The organism is Streptomyces sp. NPDC058877, assembly GCF_042742855.1.
Lineage (GTDB): Bacteria > Actinomycetota > Actinomycetes > Streptomycetales > Streptomycetaceae > Streptomyces.
This window is the reverse complement of record NZ_JBHYMF010000052.1, coordinates 23,513-41,791: the sequence shown is the minus strand read 5'-3', so window position 1 is coordinate 41,791 and position 18,279 is coordinate 23,513. Positions and strand designations below refer to the sequence as shown.

General features: G+C 72.7%; 16 protein-coding genes. 13 read left to right on the top strand and 3 right to left on the bottom strand.

Translation table 11 applies throughout. The features are described from left to right. Window positions 1-134: 134 nt before the first annotated feature. Window positions 135-869 (top strand): adenosylcobinamide amidohydrolase, encoded by a 735-nt coding sequence (locus ACFW2Y_RS15135; RefSeq protein ID WP_384878212.1) that lies wholly within the window; start codon window positions 135-137, stop codon window positions 867-869. Here the strand turns inward: ACFW2Y_RS15135 and ACFW2Y_RS15130 are convergent. Further along, window positions 841-1,488, bottom strand: a complete 648-nt coding sequence (locus tag ACFW2Y_RS15130; RefSeq protein ID WP_384878222.1) for an alpha/beta fold hydrolase — start codon at window positions 1,486-1,488, stop codon at window positions 841-843. The two genes, ACFW2Y_RS15135 and ACFW2Y_RS15130, sit on opposite strands and share 29 nt — an antisense overlap. A 458-nt stretch (window positions 1,489-1,946) precedes the next feature. Between ACFW2Y_RS15130 and ACFW2Y_RS15125 the strand changes: the two genes are divergently transcribed. From ACFW2Y_RS15125 to ACFW2Y_RS15105, 5 genes are all read left to right on the top strand, one after another. Next, a complete protein-coding gene (locus tag ACFW2Y_RS15125) occupies window positions 1,947-4,169 on the top strand; it encodes an alpha-N-acetylglucosaminidase (protein WP_384878209.1) in 2,223 nt (740 codons plus the stop codon). Between the two features lie 44 nt (window positions 4,170-4,213). After that, window positions 4,214-6,277 (top strand): DUF4139 domain-containing protein, encoded by a 2,064-nt coding sequence (locus ACFW2Y_RS15120; protein ID WP_384878207.1) that lies wholly within the window; start codon window positions 4,214-4,216, stop codon window positions 6,275-6,277. Window positions 6,278-6,285: 8 nt separating this feature from the next. Beyond that, window positions 6,286-7,848: a mucoidy inhibitor MuiA family protein gene (locus ACFW2Y_RS15115; RefSeq protein WP_384878204.1), complete on the top strand. Its 1,563-nt coding sequence runs from the start codon at window positions 6,286-6,288 to the stop codon at window positions 7,846-7,848. A 391-nt stretch (window positions 7,849-8,239) separates the two neighbouring features. Next, entirely contained in the window at window positions 8,240-9,412 is a 1,173-nt protein-coding gene (locus tag ACFW2Y_RS15110; RefSeq protein WP_384878220.1) for a nitric oxide synthase oxygenase, read from the top strand. A gap of 249 nt (window positions 9,413-9,661) precedes the next feature. Then, entirely contained in the window at window positions 9,662-9,958 is a 297-nt protein-coding gene (locus tag ACFW2Y_RS15105; RefSeq protein WP_384878201.1) for a hypothetical protein, read from the top strand. Window positions 9,959-10,009: 51 nt separating this feature from the next. Here ACFW2Y_RS15105 and ACFW2Y_RS15100 read toward each other — a convergent pair whose 3' ends face one another. After that, the gene (locus ACFW2Y_RS15100) at window positions 10,010-10,357 is read right to left on the bottom strand and encodes a DUF190 domain-containing protein (RefSeq protein ID WP_384878198.1); all 348 of its coding nucleotides are present in this window, start codon (window positions 10,355-10,357) and stop codon (window positions 10,010-10,012) included. 367 nt (window positions 10,358-10,724) lie between these two features. Between ACFW2Y_RS15100 and ACFW2Y_RS15095 the strand changes: the two genes are divergently transcribed. The 7 genes from ACFW2Y_RS15095 to trpS all read left to right on the top strand — a co-directional run bounded on the left by ACFW2Y_RS15095 (window position 10,725) and on the right by trpS (window position 17,673). Continuing rightward, entirely contained in the window at window positions 10,725-12,428 is a 1,704-nt protein-coding gene (locus tag ACFW2Y_RS15095; RefSeq protein ID WP_384878217.1) for a sensor histidine kinase, read from the top strand. After that, the gene (locus tag ACFW2Y_RS15090) at window positions 12,425-12,826 is read left to right on the top strand and encodes a roadblock/LC7 domain-containing protein (RefSeq protein ID WP_384878195.1); all 402 of its coding nucleotides are present in this window, start codon (window positions 12,425-12,427) and stop codon (window positions 12,824-12,826) included. Before ACFW2Y_RS15095 ends, ACFW2Y_RS15090 begins: the two co-directional genes overlap by 4 nt. Next, on the top strand, window positions 12,823-13,176 hold the full coding sequence (locus ACFW2Y_RS15085; RefSeq protein ID WP_030690507.1) for a DUF742 domain-containing protein: 354 nt from the start codon (window positions 12,823-12,825) through the stop codon (window positions 13,174-13,176). The genes ACFW2Y_RS15090 and ACFW2Y_RS15085 overlap by 4 nt, the downstream gene beginning before the upstream one ends. Then, window positions 13,157-13,786 carry an ATP/GTP-binding protein gene (locus ACFW2Y_RS15080; protein WP_384878192.1) on the top strand — a complete coding sequence of 210 codons (630 nt, stop codon included), beginning with the start codon at window positions 13,157-13,159 and terminating at the stop codon, window positions 13,784-13,786. Before ACFW2Y_RS15085 ends, ACFW2Y_RS15080 begins: the two co-directional genes overlap by 20 nt. Continuing rightward, on the top strand, window positions 13,783-15,012 hold the full coding sequence (locus ACFW2Y_RS15075; protein ID WP_384878189.1) for a cytochrome P450: 1,230 nt from the start codon (window positions 13,783-13,785) through the stop codon (window positions 15,010-15,012). The genes ACFW2Y_RS15080 and ACFW2Y_RS15075 overlap by 4 nt, the downstream gene beginning before the upstream one ends. Next, window positions 15,009-16,253: a cytochrome P450 gene (locus ACFW2Y_RS15070; RefSeq protein ID WP_384878187.1), complete on the top strand. Its 1,245-nt coding sequence runs from the start codon at window positions 15,009-15,011 to the stop codon at window positions 16,251-16,253. The genes ACFW2Y_RS15075 and ACFW2Y_RS15070 overlap by 4 nt, the downstream gene beginning before the upstream one ends. Window positions 16,254-16,587: 334 nt before the next feature. Then, window positions 16,588-17,673 (top strand): tryptophan--tRNA ligase, encoded by a 1,086-nt coding sequence (gene trpS / locus ACFW2Y_RS15065; RefSeq protein ID WP_384878215.1) that lies wholly within the window; start codon window positions 16,588-16,590, stop codon window positions 17,671-17,673. A 128-nt stretch (window positions 17,674-17,801) separates the two neighbouring features. Here trpS and ACFW2Y_RS15060 read toward each other — a convergent pair whose 3' ends face one another. After that, window positions 17,802-18,251, bottom strand: coding sequence for an SRPBCC family protein (locus tag ACFW2Y_RS15060; protein WP_384878184.1), 450 nt, complete (start codon window positions 18,249-18,251; stop codon window positions 17,802-17,804). Window positions 18,252-18,279 lie beyond the last annotated feature (28 nt).

Below are 18,279 nucleotides of genomic sequence, written 5' to 3'. Positions count from 1 at the left end.
CGCCACCGATGGGTGCGGACGGCGGGGTGACGCGGGCGGAGTGCCCCGTCCGAGCGGAAGGGGCCGGAACGGCGGGACGGGGAGCCCGCACCCGGGCCCGTTCGGCACCCGCGGGCACCACGTTAGGGTGGGGGGTGCTTCCTCGAAACCTCCTCACCGGTCCGTCGCTCGCCGACGCCTCCCTCCTCTCCCACGTGGAGCAGGGCAGGAACTGGCCGCTGCTCGTGTGGGCCCCGGGGCCGGGCGTGCGGATGGTGTCGAGTGCGGTCCTCGGCGGGGGGATCGGTGAGCGGCAGTGGGTGGTGAACGCCCAGGTCCCGCCCGGCTACTCCCGGCTCGATCCCGTCACCCATCTGCGCGAACTGGCCTCCGGGGCGGGACTGGACGGCGCGGGCGTGGGGCTCATGACCGCGGCGTCGGTCGCCGACCGGTGCCACGCCGCGGACGGCGGCGCACGGGCCGTGGTCACCGCCGGGATCGGGGTGCGGGGCTGGGCGGCCGTGCCGGAGGGGCCCGTGGTGGCACCGCGGCCCGGCACGATCAACATCGTCGTGTCCTTGCCGGTCCCGCTCACGGATGCCGCACTCGTGAACGCGGTCGCCACCGCCACCGAGGCGAAGGTGCAGGCGCTGGTGGAGTTGGGCGCCGATGCGTCCGGCACCCCCACGGACGCCGTCTGCGTGGCGGCGCCCTCCCCCGCCTCGGCGCCCGCCGGAAGCTCCGCCGAGTCCTTTGCCGGGCCGCGGTCGTACTGGGGCGGGCGGTTGGCCCGCGCGGTGCACGCCGCGACCCGGGCTGCCTGTGCGGGACCGCTCGGCTCCCCCTGGGTTCCCTCCGTTCTCAACCGTGGGCGAGCAGCGAGGCGGTGAGTTCGGCGGCGCGGCGGTGCCAGAGGTCCGCGCCCCTGAGCATGGCGTGGCCCCCGGTCGGCATGGGGATGCCCGCCGCGTCGGCACCCGCCGCCCGCGCCCGACGGACGAACTCCCAGGACTGACGGGCCGACGTCACGCGGTCGCGCTCGTCGTGGAGCAGGTAGAGGCGCCGACCGCCGAGATGCTCCACGGGCTCGTCGGCGGGACACCAGGGGGCGAGCGCCACGACCCCGCGCACGGCGGGATCGCCCGCGACCCGGAGTGCGGCCCGGCCTCCCATGGAGTGGCCGAGGAGGACGACCGGCACCGGCCCGGTTCGTTCCCGGAGCAGCGCGAGGGCCGCCTCGGCGTCCCTGGCCGCGTCGGCGCGCGCGCCGTTCCAGCCGCGATGGCGGTAGCGCACCTCCGCGACCAGCACTCCCCTGCCCCGCACGGCACGGGTCACGGCGGTCGCGAACGGACGTATGCGCAGGGCGGGGAGGTTGAGGGCGGGCGGCGGCTCGGGGCCCTCGGCTCGACCGCCGTGGAGCAGCAGCACGGCCGCAGTGGGCTCGACGGGCGTGCTGCGGACGAGGAGGGCGGTCGGGTCGGCACGCCGGGTGCGGCACCGGGTCATCACGCGGCCGTCCCGACGGTCGGCCGGTGCACCGGCCGGGGGTGGTAGCCGTTCGTGCGGGCCGCGCGACCGGGCCGCTGGGCCATGGAACCTCCAGGATTCTGGGTGGGACGACCGTGAGGCCCGCAGTCTGCCAGGCCGCGCGGGCAGAGGGGTACACGAGGCTTCGGCGCCGCCGCCCCTCCGGGCGTGTCGGCGGCTGCCGAGCCGACGACGAAGGCCGTGCACGGTTCCGGCGGCGCACGGTCCGACGGAGGCGCGGCCCATCGGAGTGAGCTCACCCACCCGCACGGACGAGTCCTGACCTCCTCCGGCTCCGCGGACTCGACCGGGGCCCCGGAGTGCCGAAGAGTGGTCTCCGGTCCCTTCGATGGGGTACGACCGGATCACGGGCCCCGAGCCCGTCGTGACCAGTGGGACCGACCCCGACCGCACGTCCCGTTCGAGCAGGGAGCCCCATGGCACACCGCCGCCTGTTCCGCCGCTGCCGCGACGCCCTCGCCGTCGCGGTGCTCGCCCTCGTGGCCGTCGCCGCCCTGCCCGGTGCACCGGCTCCGTCGGACGCCTCCGCCGCCGGACCCGCCTTCGACCCGGCGCCCGCGCGGGCGGGGCTGGAGCGCCTGCTGCCCGCGCGGGCGGCGCAGTTCACCCTGGTCCCCGTCGAGAAACCGGACTCCGGGGACCACTTCTCCGTCTCCGGCACGGCGGGGGCGATCGAGGTGCGGGGCACCTCGCCGGCCACGCTGCTCGCCGGGGTGGGCTGGTACCTGGAGCGGGTCGCCGGCGTCGGCATCGGCTGGCCCGGCGGGAGCGTCGACCGGCTGCCCGCCCTGCTCCCTGCGGTGTCCGGAACCCTCACGAAGTCGGCGACCGTGCCCCACCGCTACGCCCTGAACGACACCGACGGGGGGTACTCCGGCGCCTACCGGGACTTCGCCTCGTACCGGCACGACATCGACCTGATGGCCCTGCACGGGGTGAACGAGGTGTTCGTGCAGACGGGGGCCGAATATCCGTACTACCGGGCCCTCCAGGAGTTCGGCTACGACGCGGCGGAACTGCGGGCGTGGATCCCCGGCCCCGCGCACCAGTCCTGGTGGCTGCTGCAGAACATGTCGGGTTTCGGGGGGCCGGTGTCCGAGCAGCTGATCGAGGCCCGGGCAGCCCTGGGGGGCCGCGTCGCGGAACACCTGCGTTCCCTGGGGATGACCCCGGTGCTCCCGGGGTTCTTCGGCACGGTGCCACCGGGCTTCGCCGCCCGGAACCCGGGGGCGGTCACCGTCCCCCAGGGCACCTGGGTGGGGTTCGCCCGTCCTGACTGGCTGGATCCCGACGGACCGGTCTTCGGCGCGCTGGCCGCCGCCTACTACCGTCACCAGCAGGACCGGTTCGGGGACAGCGACATGTTCAAGATGGACCTGCTGCACGAAGGCGGCACCGCCGGTTCCGTCGACGTCGCACGGGCCTCGGGCGCGGTCCAGCGGGCTCTGGACGCCGCCCGTCCCGGGGCCACTTGGGTGTTGCTCGGTTGGCAGCAAAACCCTTCCGCAGCGCTGTTGAGCGGTGTGGACCGGCGGCGGCTGCTGATCGTCGACGGCCTGTCCGACCGGTACGAGGACCTCGACCGGGAAACGCAGTGGGGCGGTACGCCCTACGCGTTCGGCGCGATCGCCAACTTCGGCGGCCACACCACGCTGGGGGCGAACACCGCCGTGTGGGTGGACCGTTTCCAGACGTGGTTGAGCAAGCCCGACAGTGCGTTGCGCGGCATCGCCTACCTCCCGGAGGGCACCGGCGGCAATCCGGTGGCCTTCGACCTGTTCACCGAACTCGCCTGGCAGCCCGGACCGATCGACCACCGGGCCTGGTTCGCCGCGTACGCGGCCCGGCGCTACGGCGGTGGCGACCCGCACGCGACCGCCGCCTGGGAGCAGCTGCGCCTCGGCCCGTACAGCGGAGCGTCCGGCCTGTGGAGCGAACCGCAGGACAGCCTCTTCACCGCGCGCCCCGGCCTGACGGCGGCCACGGCCGCGCACTGGAGCCCCACCACCATGCGCTACGAGGCCGGAACCGTGGAGCGCGCGTTGTCGGAGCTGCTCCAGGTGGCTCCTGGGCTGCGGGCTTCGGACGCCTACCGGTACGACCTGGTGGACGTGGCGCGGCAGGCGCTCAGCAACCGCGCCCGGGTCCTGTTGCCGCGCATCAAGGGCGCTTACGAGGCCGGGGACCTGACGGGTTTCCGCACCTTGGTGCACGAATGGAACGCGGACGAGGAACTGCTCGGCCGGCTCGTGGCCGTTGATCGCCGCTTCCTGATCGGTCCGTGGCTCGCCGACGCCCGCGCGTGGGGGGCCGACCCCGCCGAGCGCGACCGGCTCGAATACGACGCCCGCTCGATCCTCACCACGTGGGGCGACCGGGTGCAGAGCGAGAACGCCGGACTGCGGGACTACGCCAACCGCGAGTGGGACGGCTTGCTCCGGGACGTCTACGCGCCGCGCTGGGCCACGTACTTCGCGGGCCTGGAGAAAGCCCTCGTGCGGGGCACCGCACCTGCCCCCGTCGACTGGTTCGCCCTGGACGACGCCTGGGCCCGCGGTCACCGGTCCTATCCGACCGCACCGGTCGGGGACCCCGTCGCGCTGGCGGGCGAAGTCAGTGCAGCCCTGGCGTTGTCGTAGTCGGCGCGTAGGCTTCGATCCACCGGAACGGAGCGGGGGCGGACATGACTGCTGGAGCTGGACCGGGGTGGGGGTCGACCCTCGACTCGGTGGTGGTGTACGCGCAGGGCGCACTGTGCCGGCGCGTGGCCCGGGGGATCGTCCCGCAGGACGGCCGGGTGCGGGTGGTGGGCCTGCCCCGCTCGCTGGACCCCGACTCGCTGCGGGCCCGGGTCTCGGGCGGTTCGGCAGCTCGTGTCACCGAAGCGCGCGTGGAGGTCGAGGCGGAGCCGCGGACCGCGGAGGTGACCGGAGCGTCACGGCAGGAGCACGAACGGCTGCTCGATGCCCATCGGGCCGCACGGGCCCGCCGCGACCGTCAGCAGGGCCTGATCGAAGAGGTCACGGGGCTGCGTCCGGTTCCACCGGCCCGCAGACGGGAGGACCCGCACCGCCGCACGCCGACCGATGCATGGCTGGGGTTGGCCGATTTCGTCGAGGAGCGGCTGACGCGACTCCACGCCCGTCTCGTCGTGCTCGACGAGGAGCTCCGGCTGGCGGAGCACGCGGTGGACCTCTTCGCGGACCGCCTCGCCCGCGCTTCCACCGATGTGCCGTCGACCTCCGTGGAGACGTCGGTCCGCGCCGCCCTGACCCTCGCCGACGCCGGCGACGACGAGGTGGAAGTGGAGCTGGAGTACGGCGTGCCCGGTGCCGTCTGGGTGCCCGCGTACCGCCTGGCCCACCGGCAGGGCGAGGAGAGCGGTCGGCTCGTGCTGCGCGCCTCGGTGGCCCAGCGCACCGGGGAGGACTGGACCGGGGTGCGCATCGCCCTGGCCACCGCCGATCTGCGGCGCCGCACCGACCTGCCCGCGCTCCGCTCGCTCCGGATCGGCCGCCGCCAGCCCCCACCCGCTGCGTCCGGCTGGCGCGAGCCCCCGACGGGGCTCGCCCCCTTGTTCGCGGGGTACCAAGCGGCCGGACCGGCACCGGAAGACTTCGGGGCAGGTGGCGCGGTCGGGGGTGGTGTTTCCCTGCCCGTGGCGGCCCCCGGTCCGCAACCGGCACCGGGGCCGCCGGCTCCGCCACCGGGCGCCGGCGGGGCATTCACCGGCCTCCCCCGGTCCGGCGGCGCGTACGGCTCCGCACCGCAGGGCTTCGAGGGCGGGGCACCGGGTCCCGCGCGGTCTGCCGCCCCTCGTCCGGCCGGCCGCACGCGCGGTGGCGGCGGGGCACCACCCCTCCCCGCTGCTCCCGCCGCACCCGCACCTCCCCCACCGCCACCACCGGGTCCGCCGCGACCGAGCGACTCCGAGCTGGACTACGCCGGACTCGTCCTGTCCGGTCCCGAGGAGTCGGGCGACCGGCGGGGCCGGTTGTTCCCCGGTTCCTCCTTCGACGCGGTCGCCACCGAGTACCGCCGTCGTGCGGAGGCGGTGGCCGCCCTGCCGCTGCCCGAGCACGCCGTGCGCCCCGGTGAGTCGGCCGGTTCGTTCGCTCACCGCTTCGATGCAGCCGCCCGCACCGACGTGCCCTCGGACGGCACCTGGCACACCGTCACCGTCGGTGAGATCCCGGTCGATCTGCGCGCCGAACACCTCTGTGTGCCTTCGGTGGAGCCAACCGTGTACGCGACCCTGGCCGTGTCGAACGCCACCGGTCAGGCGCTGCTCGCCGGACCGGTGGAGGTCAGCGTCGACGGGGAGTTCCTGCTCACCGCCGCACTACCCACGCTCGCGCCCGGAGCCGTTCGCCGACTGGGGCTCGGGCCGGTCGAGGGCATCCGCGTGACCCGCCGCACCCATCTGAACGAGTCGACGGCGGGCCTGCGCAACAACGTCACCGTGCTCGACCACCGGGTCCGCGTCGAGCTGGCCAACCGCCTCGCGGCGCCGGCCTCGGTCGAGGTGCACGAACGGGTGCCGGTCTCCTCGGAGCCGGACGTCCGCGTCGAGGAGCGCGGGGACTGGGAGACCCCTGAGGACGACGCCGCACCGGAGCATCACGTCCCGGGCACCCGCGTCTGGCGGGTGGAGCTGCCCGCCGGCGGCACCGCCGTGCTCGAAGGCGGCTACGAGATCCGCATTCCGGCCAGCAAGACCCTGGTCGACGGCAACCGCAGGAGCTGACGCGCGCCATGCCCACGGAACCCCGACCGATCGCCCTCCCCGTCACCGCCGTCACCTGTCTGGAGGACCGCGCGCTGGTCGAGCGCACCGCCGTGCTCGACCTGGAGCCCGGAGTACGACGCTTGCGCCTGGGGCCCGTCAGTGCGCTCGCCGTCGACCGGACCCTCCATGCCGAACTGGTCTCCGACCACCCGGCCACCGTGCTCGACGTGCGGATGGTCCGCACCTGGACTCCGCGCGCTCCCGGGCCGCCCGGCGCCGAGGACTCGCCCCTCCGACGCCGCGCGCACGACCTGGAGGAGGAGCGGTGCGCCGTGGAACAGCGCCGTGACCGGCTGCGGGCCCGTCTCGACCTGCTCGGCCTGCTCGCCGCCGACCTGCTGCGGGAAATCGGTGAGGGCGCTGGCGCCGGCGAGTCCGAGGGTCCCCGCTGGCACCGGGAGTTGGACCGGGTGGACGCCGAGCGCGACGCCCGCGCCGAAGAACTGCGCCTCGCGGACGCCCGATCGGCCGCCCTGACCGCCGAACTCGACGAGGTACGGCGGGCCACGGAACTCGCCGAGGAGGAGCCGGCCGAGCTGCTCGGCCACATCGAGCTGACCGTGGAGGCGACGGCAGCCGGCCCGGCCCGGCTGCAGCTGTCCCACCTCACGCCGTGCGCCCTCTGGCGACCCGCCTACCGGGCCGTGCTCAACGGGGACGCCGTGGCCCTGGAGACCGAAGCCGTCGTCTGGCAGCGGACCGGAGAGGACTGGTCGGACGTGCGGTTGACGCTGTCGACCGCACGGTCGGCACTCGCCTCCGATCCGCCCCGGCTGGTCGAGGACCGGCTGAGGCTCAAGGACCGCAGTGCGGCGGAGCGGCGGACGATCGACGTCGAGCTGCGCGAGGAGGAGATCTCGACCGTCGGGCCCTCGTCGGTGCTCGGACTGCCCGGCGTGGACGACGGCGGAGAGACGAGGGTCCTGCACGCCCCTGCAGCGGTCTCGGTGTCCAGCGACGGACGGGCCCACCGGGTGCCGCTCTCCGCGTTCACGGTCCGGGCCTCCAGCGAGTACGCCTGTGCACCGGAACTGTCCCCGTTGGTGACCCGGATGGTGCGGTTCGACAACCGGTCCGGCCACGCCCTGCTCGCCGGCCCCGTGGACCTGGTCCGGGGCAGTGGCTTCACCGGACGCGGCACCCTGGGCTTCACTGCTCCCGGCGCTGCGGTCGAGCTCTCCTTCGGAGGCCACGACGACTACCGGGTGGTCCGGCAGGTGGAGGAGTCGCGTGACACCGCCGGCATCGCACAGCGGACGGTGGTGACCCGTACGGTGCGGCTGCGCCTGTCCCGGTTCTCGCCGCCCGGCGACGAGGGCGAGCGGGTGGTCGTGCTCAGGGAGCGCCTTCCGGTGTCCGAGGTGGCGGCGGTGGAGGTCCGGCTGCGCAAGGAGGCGTGCTCTCCCGTGCCCGATGCGGTCGACGAGGAGGGCATCGCCCGCTGGGACGTCCCGCTCCCGCCCGGCGGCCACCGCACGGTCACCCTGGTCTACGAGCTCTCGGCGACGTCCAAGGTCACGGGCCTCTGACCGGTGGTGGTCGGCGGGCGCTGATTGGCCCGCGGATCCTGGTTCTACGGCCCGTACGCGTGCCGCGCCCGCGGCCGTCGCCCCGCTCGCCCTTCGGTGCCGTGGCCCGCGGACGGGTGGGCCGGTGGAGTGCTTCCTGCCTTCCCGGACGACCGGGGTGTCGCCCTGCACGCTTCTGCGGCTCGAAGGCGGCGCCGGCCAGCCGCCGAGCCCGGGAACGAGGTCGGGCACTCTAGCAGGGTGATGTCCGCTCCGCGCCCAACTCTCCCCACTCTCCACAACCGTACGGACACATGGGGTAGTCATGGGGCCGGGAGGAAACACCTTGGTCTTCATTCTGCGCCGCCGCCGCAAGGCCGCCGTCGCCAGCGCCTGTCCGGTCACGTCTTCTTTGCCCGCGCCCCCAGCGGACGACGCCCCCGTCACCGGGGAACCCGTCCCTGTTCCGGAGCAGGCGCACCCGCCGCGCCCCTCGGGGTGTCACCCGACGGATCGCCGGGAGGCGGAAGGCTTCGTGCGCCAGTTCCACCAGGAACAGCTCGGCGCAGGAGACGTGGAGCGTCGGGTCAGGGAGGTGCTCACCGAGATCGACCGCACCGGCACCTACGAACACACCCCGGGCGAAATCGCCTTCGGCGCCCGGGTCGCCTGGCGGAACGCCGCCCGCTGCATCGGCAGGCTCTACTGGCGCAGCCTCGTCGTCCGCGACCTGCGCCACGTCTCGTCGGCCGACGAGATCGCTGCCGAATGCTTCGAGCACCTCCGGCTCGCCGGGAACGACGGCCGGATCCGCCCGGTGATCTCCGTGTTCGCACCGGACCGGCCGGAGCGTCCCGCGCCGCGGATCGTGAACGACCAGTTGGTCCGCTACGCAGGGCACCGCACCCCCGAGGGCCACTGGGTCGGAGATCCGCGCGGCGCGGCTCCGACGGCCCTCGCCCGCGGCCTCGGGTGGAAGCGGAGCGACGAGGCCTTCCAGGTGCTCCCGCTGATGATCGAGGAGCGGCCGGGTGCCCGGGCCGAGTGGTACGAACTGCCGGACGACTCCGTCATGGACGTGCCTCTCCGACACCCCGACCACGCGTGGTTCGAGGAGTTGGACCTGCGCTGGTACGCAGTGCCCGCGATCAGCAACATGACGCTGGAGATCGGCGGGGTCAGCTATCCGACGGCACCGTTCAACGGCTGGTACATGGGGACCGAGATAGGTGCCCGCAACCTCGCCGACGCCGAGCGGTACGACCTCCTCCCGGTGGTCGCCGACCGCTTGGGGCTCGACCGTTCCTCGGAGCGGACCCTGTGGCGGGACCGGGCCCTCGTCGAACTGAACGTGGCGGTCCTGCACTCCTTCCAGGAGGCCGGAGTGACGATGGCGGACCACCACACCGAGTCCGAGCGGTTCCTGCGGCACATCGCGCAGGAGACCCGGCACGGCAGACCGACCCCCGCCGACTGGAGCTGGATCGTCCCGCCCGTTTCCGGATCCGCCACCCGGGTCTTCCACCGGTACTACGACCCGGTGGACCCCTCGCTGCGACCCGCGTTCCTCACACGGGAACAGTGACGGGCCCTCGGCCGTGGGACGAGCAGACACCAGCCGTGCGGCGGGTGGGCCCCGACCGTGCCCACCGCCCGGCGGCCCACCTCCGAAGACCCTCAGGGCCACGGCCCCGACCGCTCCGCCCGGGGCCGCCGTGGGGCGACGGGTCGGCCGAGTGGTCCCGCTCCGGGGAGAGGAGGAGGCTGGAAGGGAGCGCGTCCGGGGTCCGGGCGAACCGCACGGAGCGCCTGCCCGGTCGGGAAAGGTCGCGTCATGCGCATGCTGTTGACGGTCGAGATGGACACCACGACCTCCAACGAGGCCATCCAACAGGGCACCCTGCTGCAGACCATGGAGGGTGCGCTCCAGAACCTCCGTCCGGAAGCCGCGTACTTCACGGTTCAGAACGGCCGTCGGACGGCGTACATCTTCTTCGACCTGACGGACACCGCCCAGATGCCGAAGATCTCCGAGCCGTTCTTCATGGGAACGGGCGCCAAGGTCTCCTTCTGCCCCGTCATGAACGCGGGGGAACTCCGGGAGGGACTGTCCTCGATCATGCCTTCCTGAGGCGAGGCAGCGGCGCCGGGGAGTTCCCCGAAGCCGCGTCCCGCAGCGGGCTCAGGCGGACTTGCGTCGGCCCACGTAACGGATGACCTCGCAGTCGTCGAGGATCACCAGCCCCTCGCCGACGAGCTCGTCCAACTCCGGCAGGAAGGAACGGACCTTCTCCTCCGTGTCGACGATGACCACGGCCACGGGGAGGTCCTCGCTCAGGGACAGCAACCGCTGGGTGTGGATCAGCGATGAGGCCCCGAAGCCCTCGATTCCACGGAACACACTCGCGCCCGCGAGCCCGGCTTCGCGGGCCCGACCGACGATCTGGGTGTAGAGCGGTTTGTGGTGCCACAGATCGGTCTCACCCACGAAGATCGTCACCCGGAGGGCCTTGCCCCTCAGTCTGGTCATCGCCACCTCCGCACGATGCGCATCGGGCCGTCCCTCGCACGAGGGCGAGTCGGGCCCCGCACTTCGAGTCTACGGTCGCTCCGACGACGGGGAAGGATCGGACGACGGGTGCGACACCGGCATCCCGTGCGTTTGCCCCCGTTCCATGCCGCCCCGGGCAGGGCGGACCCGCTGCCCCCTCCGTTCCGAACTCTCGCTCCCTCGGAACATGCCGCGGGAAACCCAGCAGAACTAGTCATAATTGACAACGTATTCCTTCATCTGAATACCGATCCGACCGGGAGAGGTTCCTAACCGATCAAGATCGCGCCTATAGTGCCGTCGTTACGACTACCCTCCCCGCGTGACTGTCTCGAGAGTCTGGTTGATGTCGGCGCCGTCCACTCCCTTCCGCCCTGCCCTGATCGCCTCCTTGCTGACGGCCGCCGTGGGTGGTGCGCTCGCGGTGGCGGCGACCGCCGCGGCACCGGACGGGATCCGTCCTGCCCTCGGCTGGTTCACCAGCGGCGGCGTCCTCTTGCTGTCGGCCGCCGCCTTCGCCGTCACCTGGTACGGGCGGACCTCACGGGCCTTGGCCAAGAAGGTCGAGACCCTCACCGCCGAAGCCGCCTCCCGGGACGCCTACTCGACCCGGCGCGCCACCGAAACCGAGCGCGAGGCAGCCGCCCTGCGGGAGCGGTACGAGACGGAAGCCGCCGCCGCGGAGGCGGCGCACACGGCACGGATCGAAGAACTCGTCCGCGCCCATGCGGCACACACCGAAGAACTCGTCCGCGTTCACACCGCACGCACCACCGAACTGACCGAGGCGCGGGCAACCGACCTCGTACGCCTTGAGGCACAGGTCCGTCGCGCCGAGTCCGGGCGCTCCGCCGCAATGGCAGCCGCGGCCAACGCGGCCGGCCGCATGCAGGCCCTCGCCACGAGCATGCTGGCCGACCTGCGGGAGATGGAGCACCGGCACGCCGACGAGGACGTCCTCACCGACCTGCTCCACCTCGACCACCGCACCGCCCAGGCCGGTCGCCTCGCCGACTCCGTCGCCGTGCTGGCCGGAGCCCGCTCCGGTAGGCGCTGGGCCCGACCCATCGTCATGGAGTCGATCCTGCGCGGTGCCATGGGGCGCATCAGCGGCTACCAGCGGGTGCGACTGCACTCCAGCAGCGACGCCGCGGTCGCCGGACACGCGGCCGAGGGCGTGATGCACGCCCTGGCCGAACTGCTGGACAACGCCGCGAACTTCTCCCCGCCCACTGCCGAGGTACACGTCTACGTGGAGGAGGTCCCGGCGGGAGTCATCATCGCGGTCGAGGACAGCGGTCTGGTGATGAGCGATGTGCAACTGCGTCGCGCGGAGGCCGCCGTCACCTCGACCGCACAGGACCTGGCAGGCCTCTCCGGCACCCGACTCGGCCTGGCCGTCGTCGGCCGGCTGGCCCGCAAGCACGGTCTCACGGTGTCCTTCCGTCCTTCGGCGCGCGGCGGCACCGGTGCCCTGCTGATGCTGCCCCAGGAACTGATCAGCCACGTCTCTGCGGAACCCCCGACCACCCCGACCCTGCCGCCGGTCACGGGCCGCGGGACGGGTGCGGCGAGGCCGGCCCGGGAGCAGGCGTCGCCCCCCGCTCCCGCTCCGACGACCGAGCCGGAGGCCGCTCACGGCTCTGCGACCGAAAGCACCGGCGAGCACCCCCGGTTCGGTGAGAGCGGGCTGCCGCGACGCCGTCGCGGCCGGGCAATGGCAGCGGCGCACCCCGAGGGATCGGAAGCCGCCAAGCCGCGTGCGGCAGGCCCGCGCAGCGGCGCGGCGGCCGGGGCGGCCGCGCGCTTCGGCAACTTCCGGCAGGCGGTCCGCGGCACCGGCGCACCGTCGGTGGGACCGGCCGACCCGGGTGCGGTGCCCGCCGACGAGCCGGCCGGCACCGAGCAGCCTCCTTCCGCCGCGTCCACTGCCCAGCAGCCCACCGTCACCCCGCCCGCACCGTCCGATCCCTCCGACGGCCGGCCGTCCGCCCCGCGGACTCCGCCGCCGTCCTCGAACCCCCCGTACCCGGAAGGCACCCCGTCATGACCGGCACCACCACCGACGAGAAGCTCAGCTGGCTCCTGGAGGGCCTGCTGGAACGCACCCCGGGCACCCGTCACGCCCTGGTGCTGTCCCGTGACGGCCTCAAGCTCTGCCGCACGTCCGGGCTCTCCGTCGACCAGGCCGACCAGCTCGCCGCGATCGCCGCCGGCATCCAGAGCCTGTCGCACGGGGCGTCCGTGGAGTTCGGGGACGGCACGGGTGGGGTCCGTTCCGCAATGGCCGAGTTCTACGGCGGCATCCTGTTCATCGTGGAAGCGGGCGAGGGAGCCCATCTGGCGCTGGTGGCCGACGAGGACGCCGATGCGGGATTCGTCGGCCACAACATGTCCGAGCTGGTCGAGCAGTTGGGTGAGTACCTGGTCGCGAGGCCCCGGGGATGAGCCGCGGCAGGCCGGGCCGGGACGATTCACCCGACCGGCTCTACACCCTGACCGGCGGCCGGAGCCGTGCCGGATCCGACGCCTTCGACCTGGTGACCCTGGTGGTCTCCGAGAGCGACCCGGTGGCCGGCATGCAGTCCGAGCACGCCGCGATCCTGCGCATGTGCCGTTTTCCGACGGCGGTGGTGGAGGTGGCGGCGGGACTCGGGCTGCCGGTGTCCATCACGCGGATCCTCCTCGCCGACCTCCATGACACCGGTCGGATCAGCGCGCGGCACCCCCGCGCCTCGTACCGACTTCCCGATCACGACATCCTGGAGCAGGTGCTCGTTGGACTCCGCAACCTCTGAACAGCGCCAGACCCTGGACAGCACCGCCGACAACGGGTTGAAGATCGTCGTCGTCGGCGGTTTCGGAGTCGGCAAGACGACCCTGGTCCGCTCGGTCAGCGAGATCCGTCCGCTGAACACCGAGGAGACCATGACCCAGGCCGGCGAGGGCGTCGACGACACCGTCGGCGTGGCCGCGAAGTCGGCCACCACCGTGGCCTTCGACTTCGGCCGGATCTCGCTGGACGCGCACAACGTCCTCTACCTGTTCGGAGCGCCCGGACAGGAACGGTTCTGGTTCCTCTGGGACCGGTTGTTCTCCGGCACGCTCGGAGCTGTGGTGCTCGTCGACACCCGGCGGCTCGCCGACTCCTGGTACGCGATCGACCGACTGGAGCACCACGGCACGCCGTTCGTCGTCGCCTGCAACGACTTCGGGGGCCCGGCCCACACCCCCGCCCAGATCCGCGAGGCCCTCGACCTCGCCGACGAGGTCCCGCTGGTCTTCTGCGACGCCCGGTCGCGCGAGTCCAGCAAGCAGGTGCTGATCTCGCTCGTCGAGCATCTGCGCACCGTCGTCGCCGCGGCCTCCCGGCCGCTCCCCCACCCGATACCGGAGCCCACCCCGTGACCCTCTCCGAGCCCCAGCCGGTCCCGCTGAGCGGACCCCGGTTCCAGACCGACCCCATCGAGCTCTACCGGCAGATGCGGCGCGAGCACGGGGCCGTCGCTCCCGTCCTTCTCGACGGGGACGTTCCCGCCTGGTTGGTCCTCGGCTACCGCGAGCTGCACCAGGTCACCAGCGACCCGGTGCTCTTCTCCCGTGACTCCGACCTGTGGAACCAGTGGGACGCGATCCCGGCGGACTGGCCCCTGCTGCCCATGATCGGGCGCAAGCAGCCGTCCATCCTCTACACGGTCGGCGAGCGGCACCGCCAGCGGGCCGGGGTGATCTCCGACGCCCTGGAGGGGATCGACCCGTTCGTCCTCAAGCAGTTGGCCGAGCGCTTCGCGGACGAACTCATCGACGGGCTGTGCGGCAAGGGCTCCTGCGACATCATCGCCGAGTACGCCATGCTGCTGCCGGTGCGGGTCCTGGCCAGTTGCTACGGCTTCGCGGACGAGCAGGGGCCCGCGCTCGTCACGGCCATGAACGACATGATCAACGGCCAGGAGGGGGCCCTCGAAGGCCAGCGGCACCTCGCCGAGTCGATGTTCGCCCTGCTCGCCGCGAAGTCGGAGGCGCCCGGCGACGACGTAGCCTCCCGGATGCTCGCCAACACCGCGGGGTTCACGATCGAGGAAGTGGCCCAGGACCTGATGGTCATGATGGCCGCCGGCCACCAGCCGACCGCCGACTGGATCGGCAATTCGCTGCGGCTGATGCTCACCGACGACCGGTTCGCGGCCTCCCTCGCCGGCGGCAGGCACAGCGTCGGCGAGGCGATGAACGAGGTCCTGTGGGAAGACACCCCCACCCAGAACGTCGCAGGACGCTGGGCCTCCCGCGACACCCATCTCGGCGGACGGCGGATCGGCCAGGGCGACCTGCTGCTGCTCGGCCTGGCCGCGGCCAACTCCGATCCGCACGTGCGCACCGATTCCGGCACGTTCACCGGCGGCAACAACGCCCACCTGTCCTTCGGTCACGGCGAGCACCGCTGCCCCTTCCCCGCCCAGGAGGTCGCCGAGACCATCGCCCGGACCGGGATCGAAGTGCTGCTCGACCGGCTGCCGGACGTCGATCTCGCGGTCCCCGTGAAGGACCTCGCCCGCAGGCCCTCCCCCTGGCTGCGCGGCCTGAGCGCGCTCCCCGTGACGTACACCCCGACACCTGCCCTAGGAGACCTCGGATGACCTGCCCGTACGACCACACCGCCGAGTCCGGCACCGATGTGATCGACCTGGACCCGTTCGTGGCCGACCTGGACGGCGAGAGCGCGCGACTGCGGGCTGCCGGTCCGCTGGCCCGCGTGGTCCTGCCCGGCGGGGTGGCTTGTTGGGCCGTCACCCGGCATGCCGAGGCGCGCAAACTGCTCACCGATGCGCGGCTCGTCAAGGACATCGAGGTCTGGGGGGCCTGGCAGCGCGGAGACATACCGCTGGACTGGCCGCTGATCGGCCTCGCGAACCCGGGCCGGTCGATGCTGACCGTCGACGGCGAGGAGCACCGTCGCCTGCGCACCTTGGTCGCACAGGCGCTGACGGCGCGCCGGGTGGAGCGGCTGCGCGAGGGCATCGTGGCGCTCACCGAGGGCATGCTGGACCGGCTGGCGGAGCGTCCGGCCGGGGAGGTCGTCGACCTGAAGGCCGAGTTCGCGTATCCGCTGCCGATGAACGTGGTGGGCGAGCTGATGGGTGTGGACCCGGCTGACCATCCGCGGATGAAGGCGCTGTTCGACAAGTTCTTCTCGACGCAGACTCCGCCCGAGGAAGTGCCGCAGATGATGGCGGACCTGGGCGCCCTGTTCGCGGGGATCGTGGCGGGCAAGGCGGAGAACCCGGGCGACGACCTCACCAGTGCGCTGATCGCGGCGTCGGAGGGCGGCGACCGTCTGACCACGGAGGAGATCACCAACACCCTCCAGCTGATGGTGGCGGCCGGGCACGAGACGACGATCAGCCTGATCGTGAACGCCGTGGTCGCCCTGGAGACCCACCCCGAGCAGCGGGCCCTGGTCCTCAAGGGCGAGGTTCCGTGGGAGAGCGTGATCGAGGAGACCCTGCGCTGGTCCACGCCGACCTCCCACGTGCTGATCCGGTTCGCCACCGAAGACATCGAGGTCGGGGACCGGGTCCTGCCGAAGGGCGACGCGCTGATCGTGTCCTTCGGTGCGATCGGCCGGGACGAGGAGCAACACGGTCCGACGGCGGGTGAGTTCGACGTGACCCGGACGCCGAACCGGCACATCTCCTTCGGCCACGGTCCGCACGTCTGCCCGGGTGCGGCGCTGTCCCGACTGGAGGCCTCGGTGGCGCTCCCGGCCCTGTACGGACGTTTCCCCGAGCTCCGTCTCGCGGTCCCCCGTGAGGAGCTCCGCAACAAGCCGGTCGTCACCCAGAACGACCTGTTCGACCTGCCGGTCCTCCTTTCCTGACGTCGTCCCTCCCGCGGCGCGCCGAGCGTGCCGCGGGTCCGTGGCGCCCGGTGACGGCCCCGCGTGCGGTCGGAGGGCCCGGAGGGCTGCCGGCCCGGCGCGAGCGGGGTCACCTTCCCGTGTGCCTCCCGCAACGGCGCCCCGGCCTCGGCTGCGGGGTCGCTATGATGGCTGCATGCATCTGTCGTCGTGCCTCAACTGGTGGCGCTCCTCTTAGGAGCGGCCGCCTCATCGTGCACGACCGGGCCGTTCGGACGAACGGCCCTTTCGCGTTTCCTGACCCGTGGGTTCCGTCGTCCCGACGGCTCGACCGACCCCTCAGGAGACCCTCGTGATCGTCACCGCCCCCACCACTCCCATCGGCGACCCGCTCGGCGCGTCCGAAGCACGGGCACGCAGTGCGGTCCTGGAGGAGCAGATCCTCAAGGACCCGGGAAGGTTCCGCGTCCTGACCGGAGATCGCCCCACCGGGCGGCTGCACCTGGGGCACTACTTCGGCACCCTGCAGAACCGGGTCCGCCTGCAAGACGTCGGGGTGGAGCTGTTCGTGATCATCGCGGACTACCAGGTCCTCACCGACCGCGACGTGGCGGACCGGCTCACCGAACACGTCGAGGAACTGGTGCTCGACCACCTTGCCGTCGGCGTGGACCCGGAACGCAGCACGATCTTCACCCACAGTGCCGTCCCCTCCCTCAACCAGCTGTTGCTGCCCTTCTTGAGCCTGGTGTCCGTGGCCGAGCTGAACCGCAATCCCACCGTCAAGGACGAGATCGCCCGTTCCCGACAGTCCTCCGTCAGCGGGCTGATGTTCACCTACCCGGTCCACCAGGCCGCCGACATCCTCTTCTGCAAGGCCAATGTCGTTCCCGTCGGCCAGGACCAACTTCCGCACCTGGAGATCACCCGGACCGTGGCCCGCAGGTTCAACGACCGGTACGGCGACGGCACCGCCGTCTTCCCCGAACCCGAAGCCCTGCTGTCCCGGGCGCCGCTGCTGCTCGGCACGGACGGCACCAAGATGAGCAAGAGCCGCGGGAACGCCGTTCCGCTGGCTGCCGACGCCGACGAGACGGCCCGGCTGATCAAGGGCGCGAAGACCGATTCCGAGCGCCACATCTCCTACGACCCGGCCGGGCGCCCCGAAGTGTCGTCCCTCCTCCTGCTCGCGGCGGCGTGCCAGGACCGGACCCCCGAGGAGATCGCCGCCGACATCGGCTCCGCGGGTGCCGCGGCGCTGAAGAGGACCGTGACGGAGTCGGTCAACGAATGCCTGGCGCCGATCCGAGCCCGCCGCGCCCTGTACGCACAGGACCGCGGTGCGCTGCGCAGGATCCTTCGAGAGGGGAACGAACGGGCCCGGGAAACGGCCGACGCGACCCTCGCCGAGGTGCGGGCGGCCATGCAGAGCCACTACTGAGGGCGCCGGAGCGACACCGGGGCGGGTCCGTCCCCCGATGGGGCGGGGGCCCGTGGTGAAGAGCGTCCGCGGAGGCCGGTTCCGTACGACCGGTCTCCGCGGGACGGGCAACCGACGGGGCGGGAGGATCAGCCGGACGTACCCTCCAGGATGCCCTTGAGGGTGCGCTCGTCCCTCGGCATCTCCTTCCTCACCTGCGGACGGACGACGAGGGGCACGAGGGCCTTGCCGAGGCCGCGTCCCTCGAAGTCGAGGGAGAGCGTGAGGCGGGAGCGTTCGCCGTCGCCGAGCGGTTCCACGGTGCCCTGGACGTCACCGCGCACGGGGCCGTCGACGCCGTGCAGATGCCAGCGTCTCGGCGGCTCCAACTCCATGACCTGCATGGTCGTGGTGAACTCCCGCCGACCGAGCCGACGCGTGACGGCGATCTTGGAGCCGACCGCGAAGGGGGCGTCGTCGACCTTCCGGACCGAGACGGCGCTCTCCTGCCACTCGGGCAGGTGGGACGGGTCGGTCACATAGGTGAAGACGTCCGCCGGCGTACGGTCGATGTCGATGCTTTTCTTGATGGCAGGCATGTCGCCTTCTCCGTTCGACGGAGTCCGC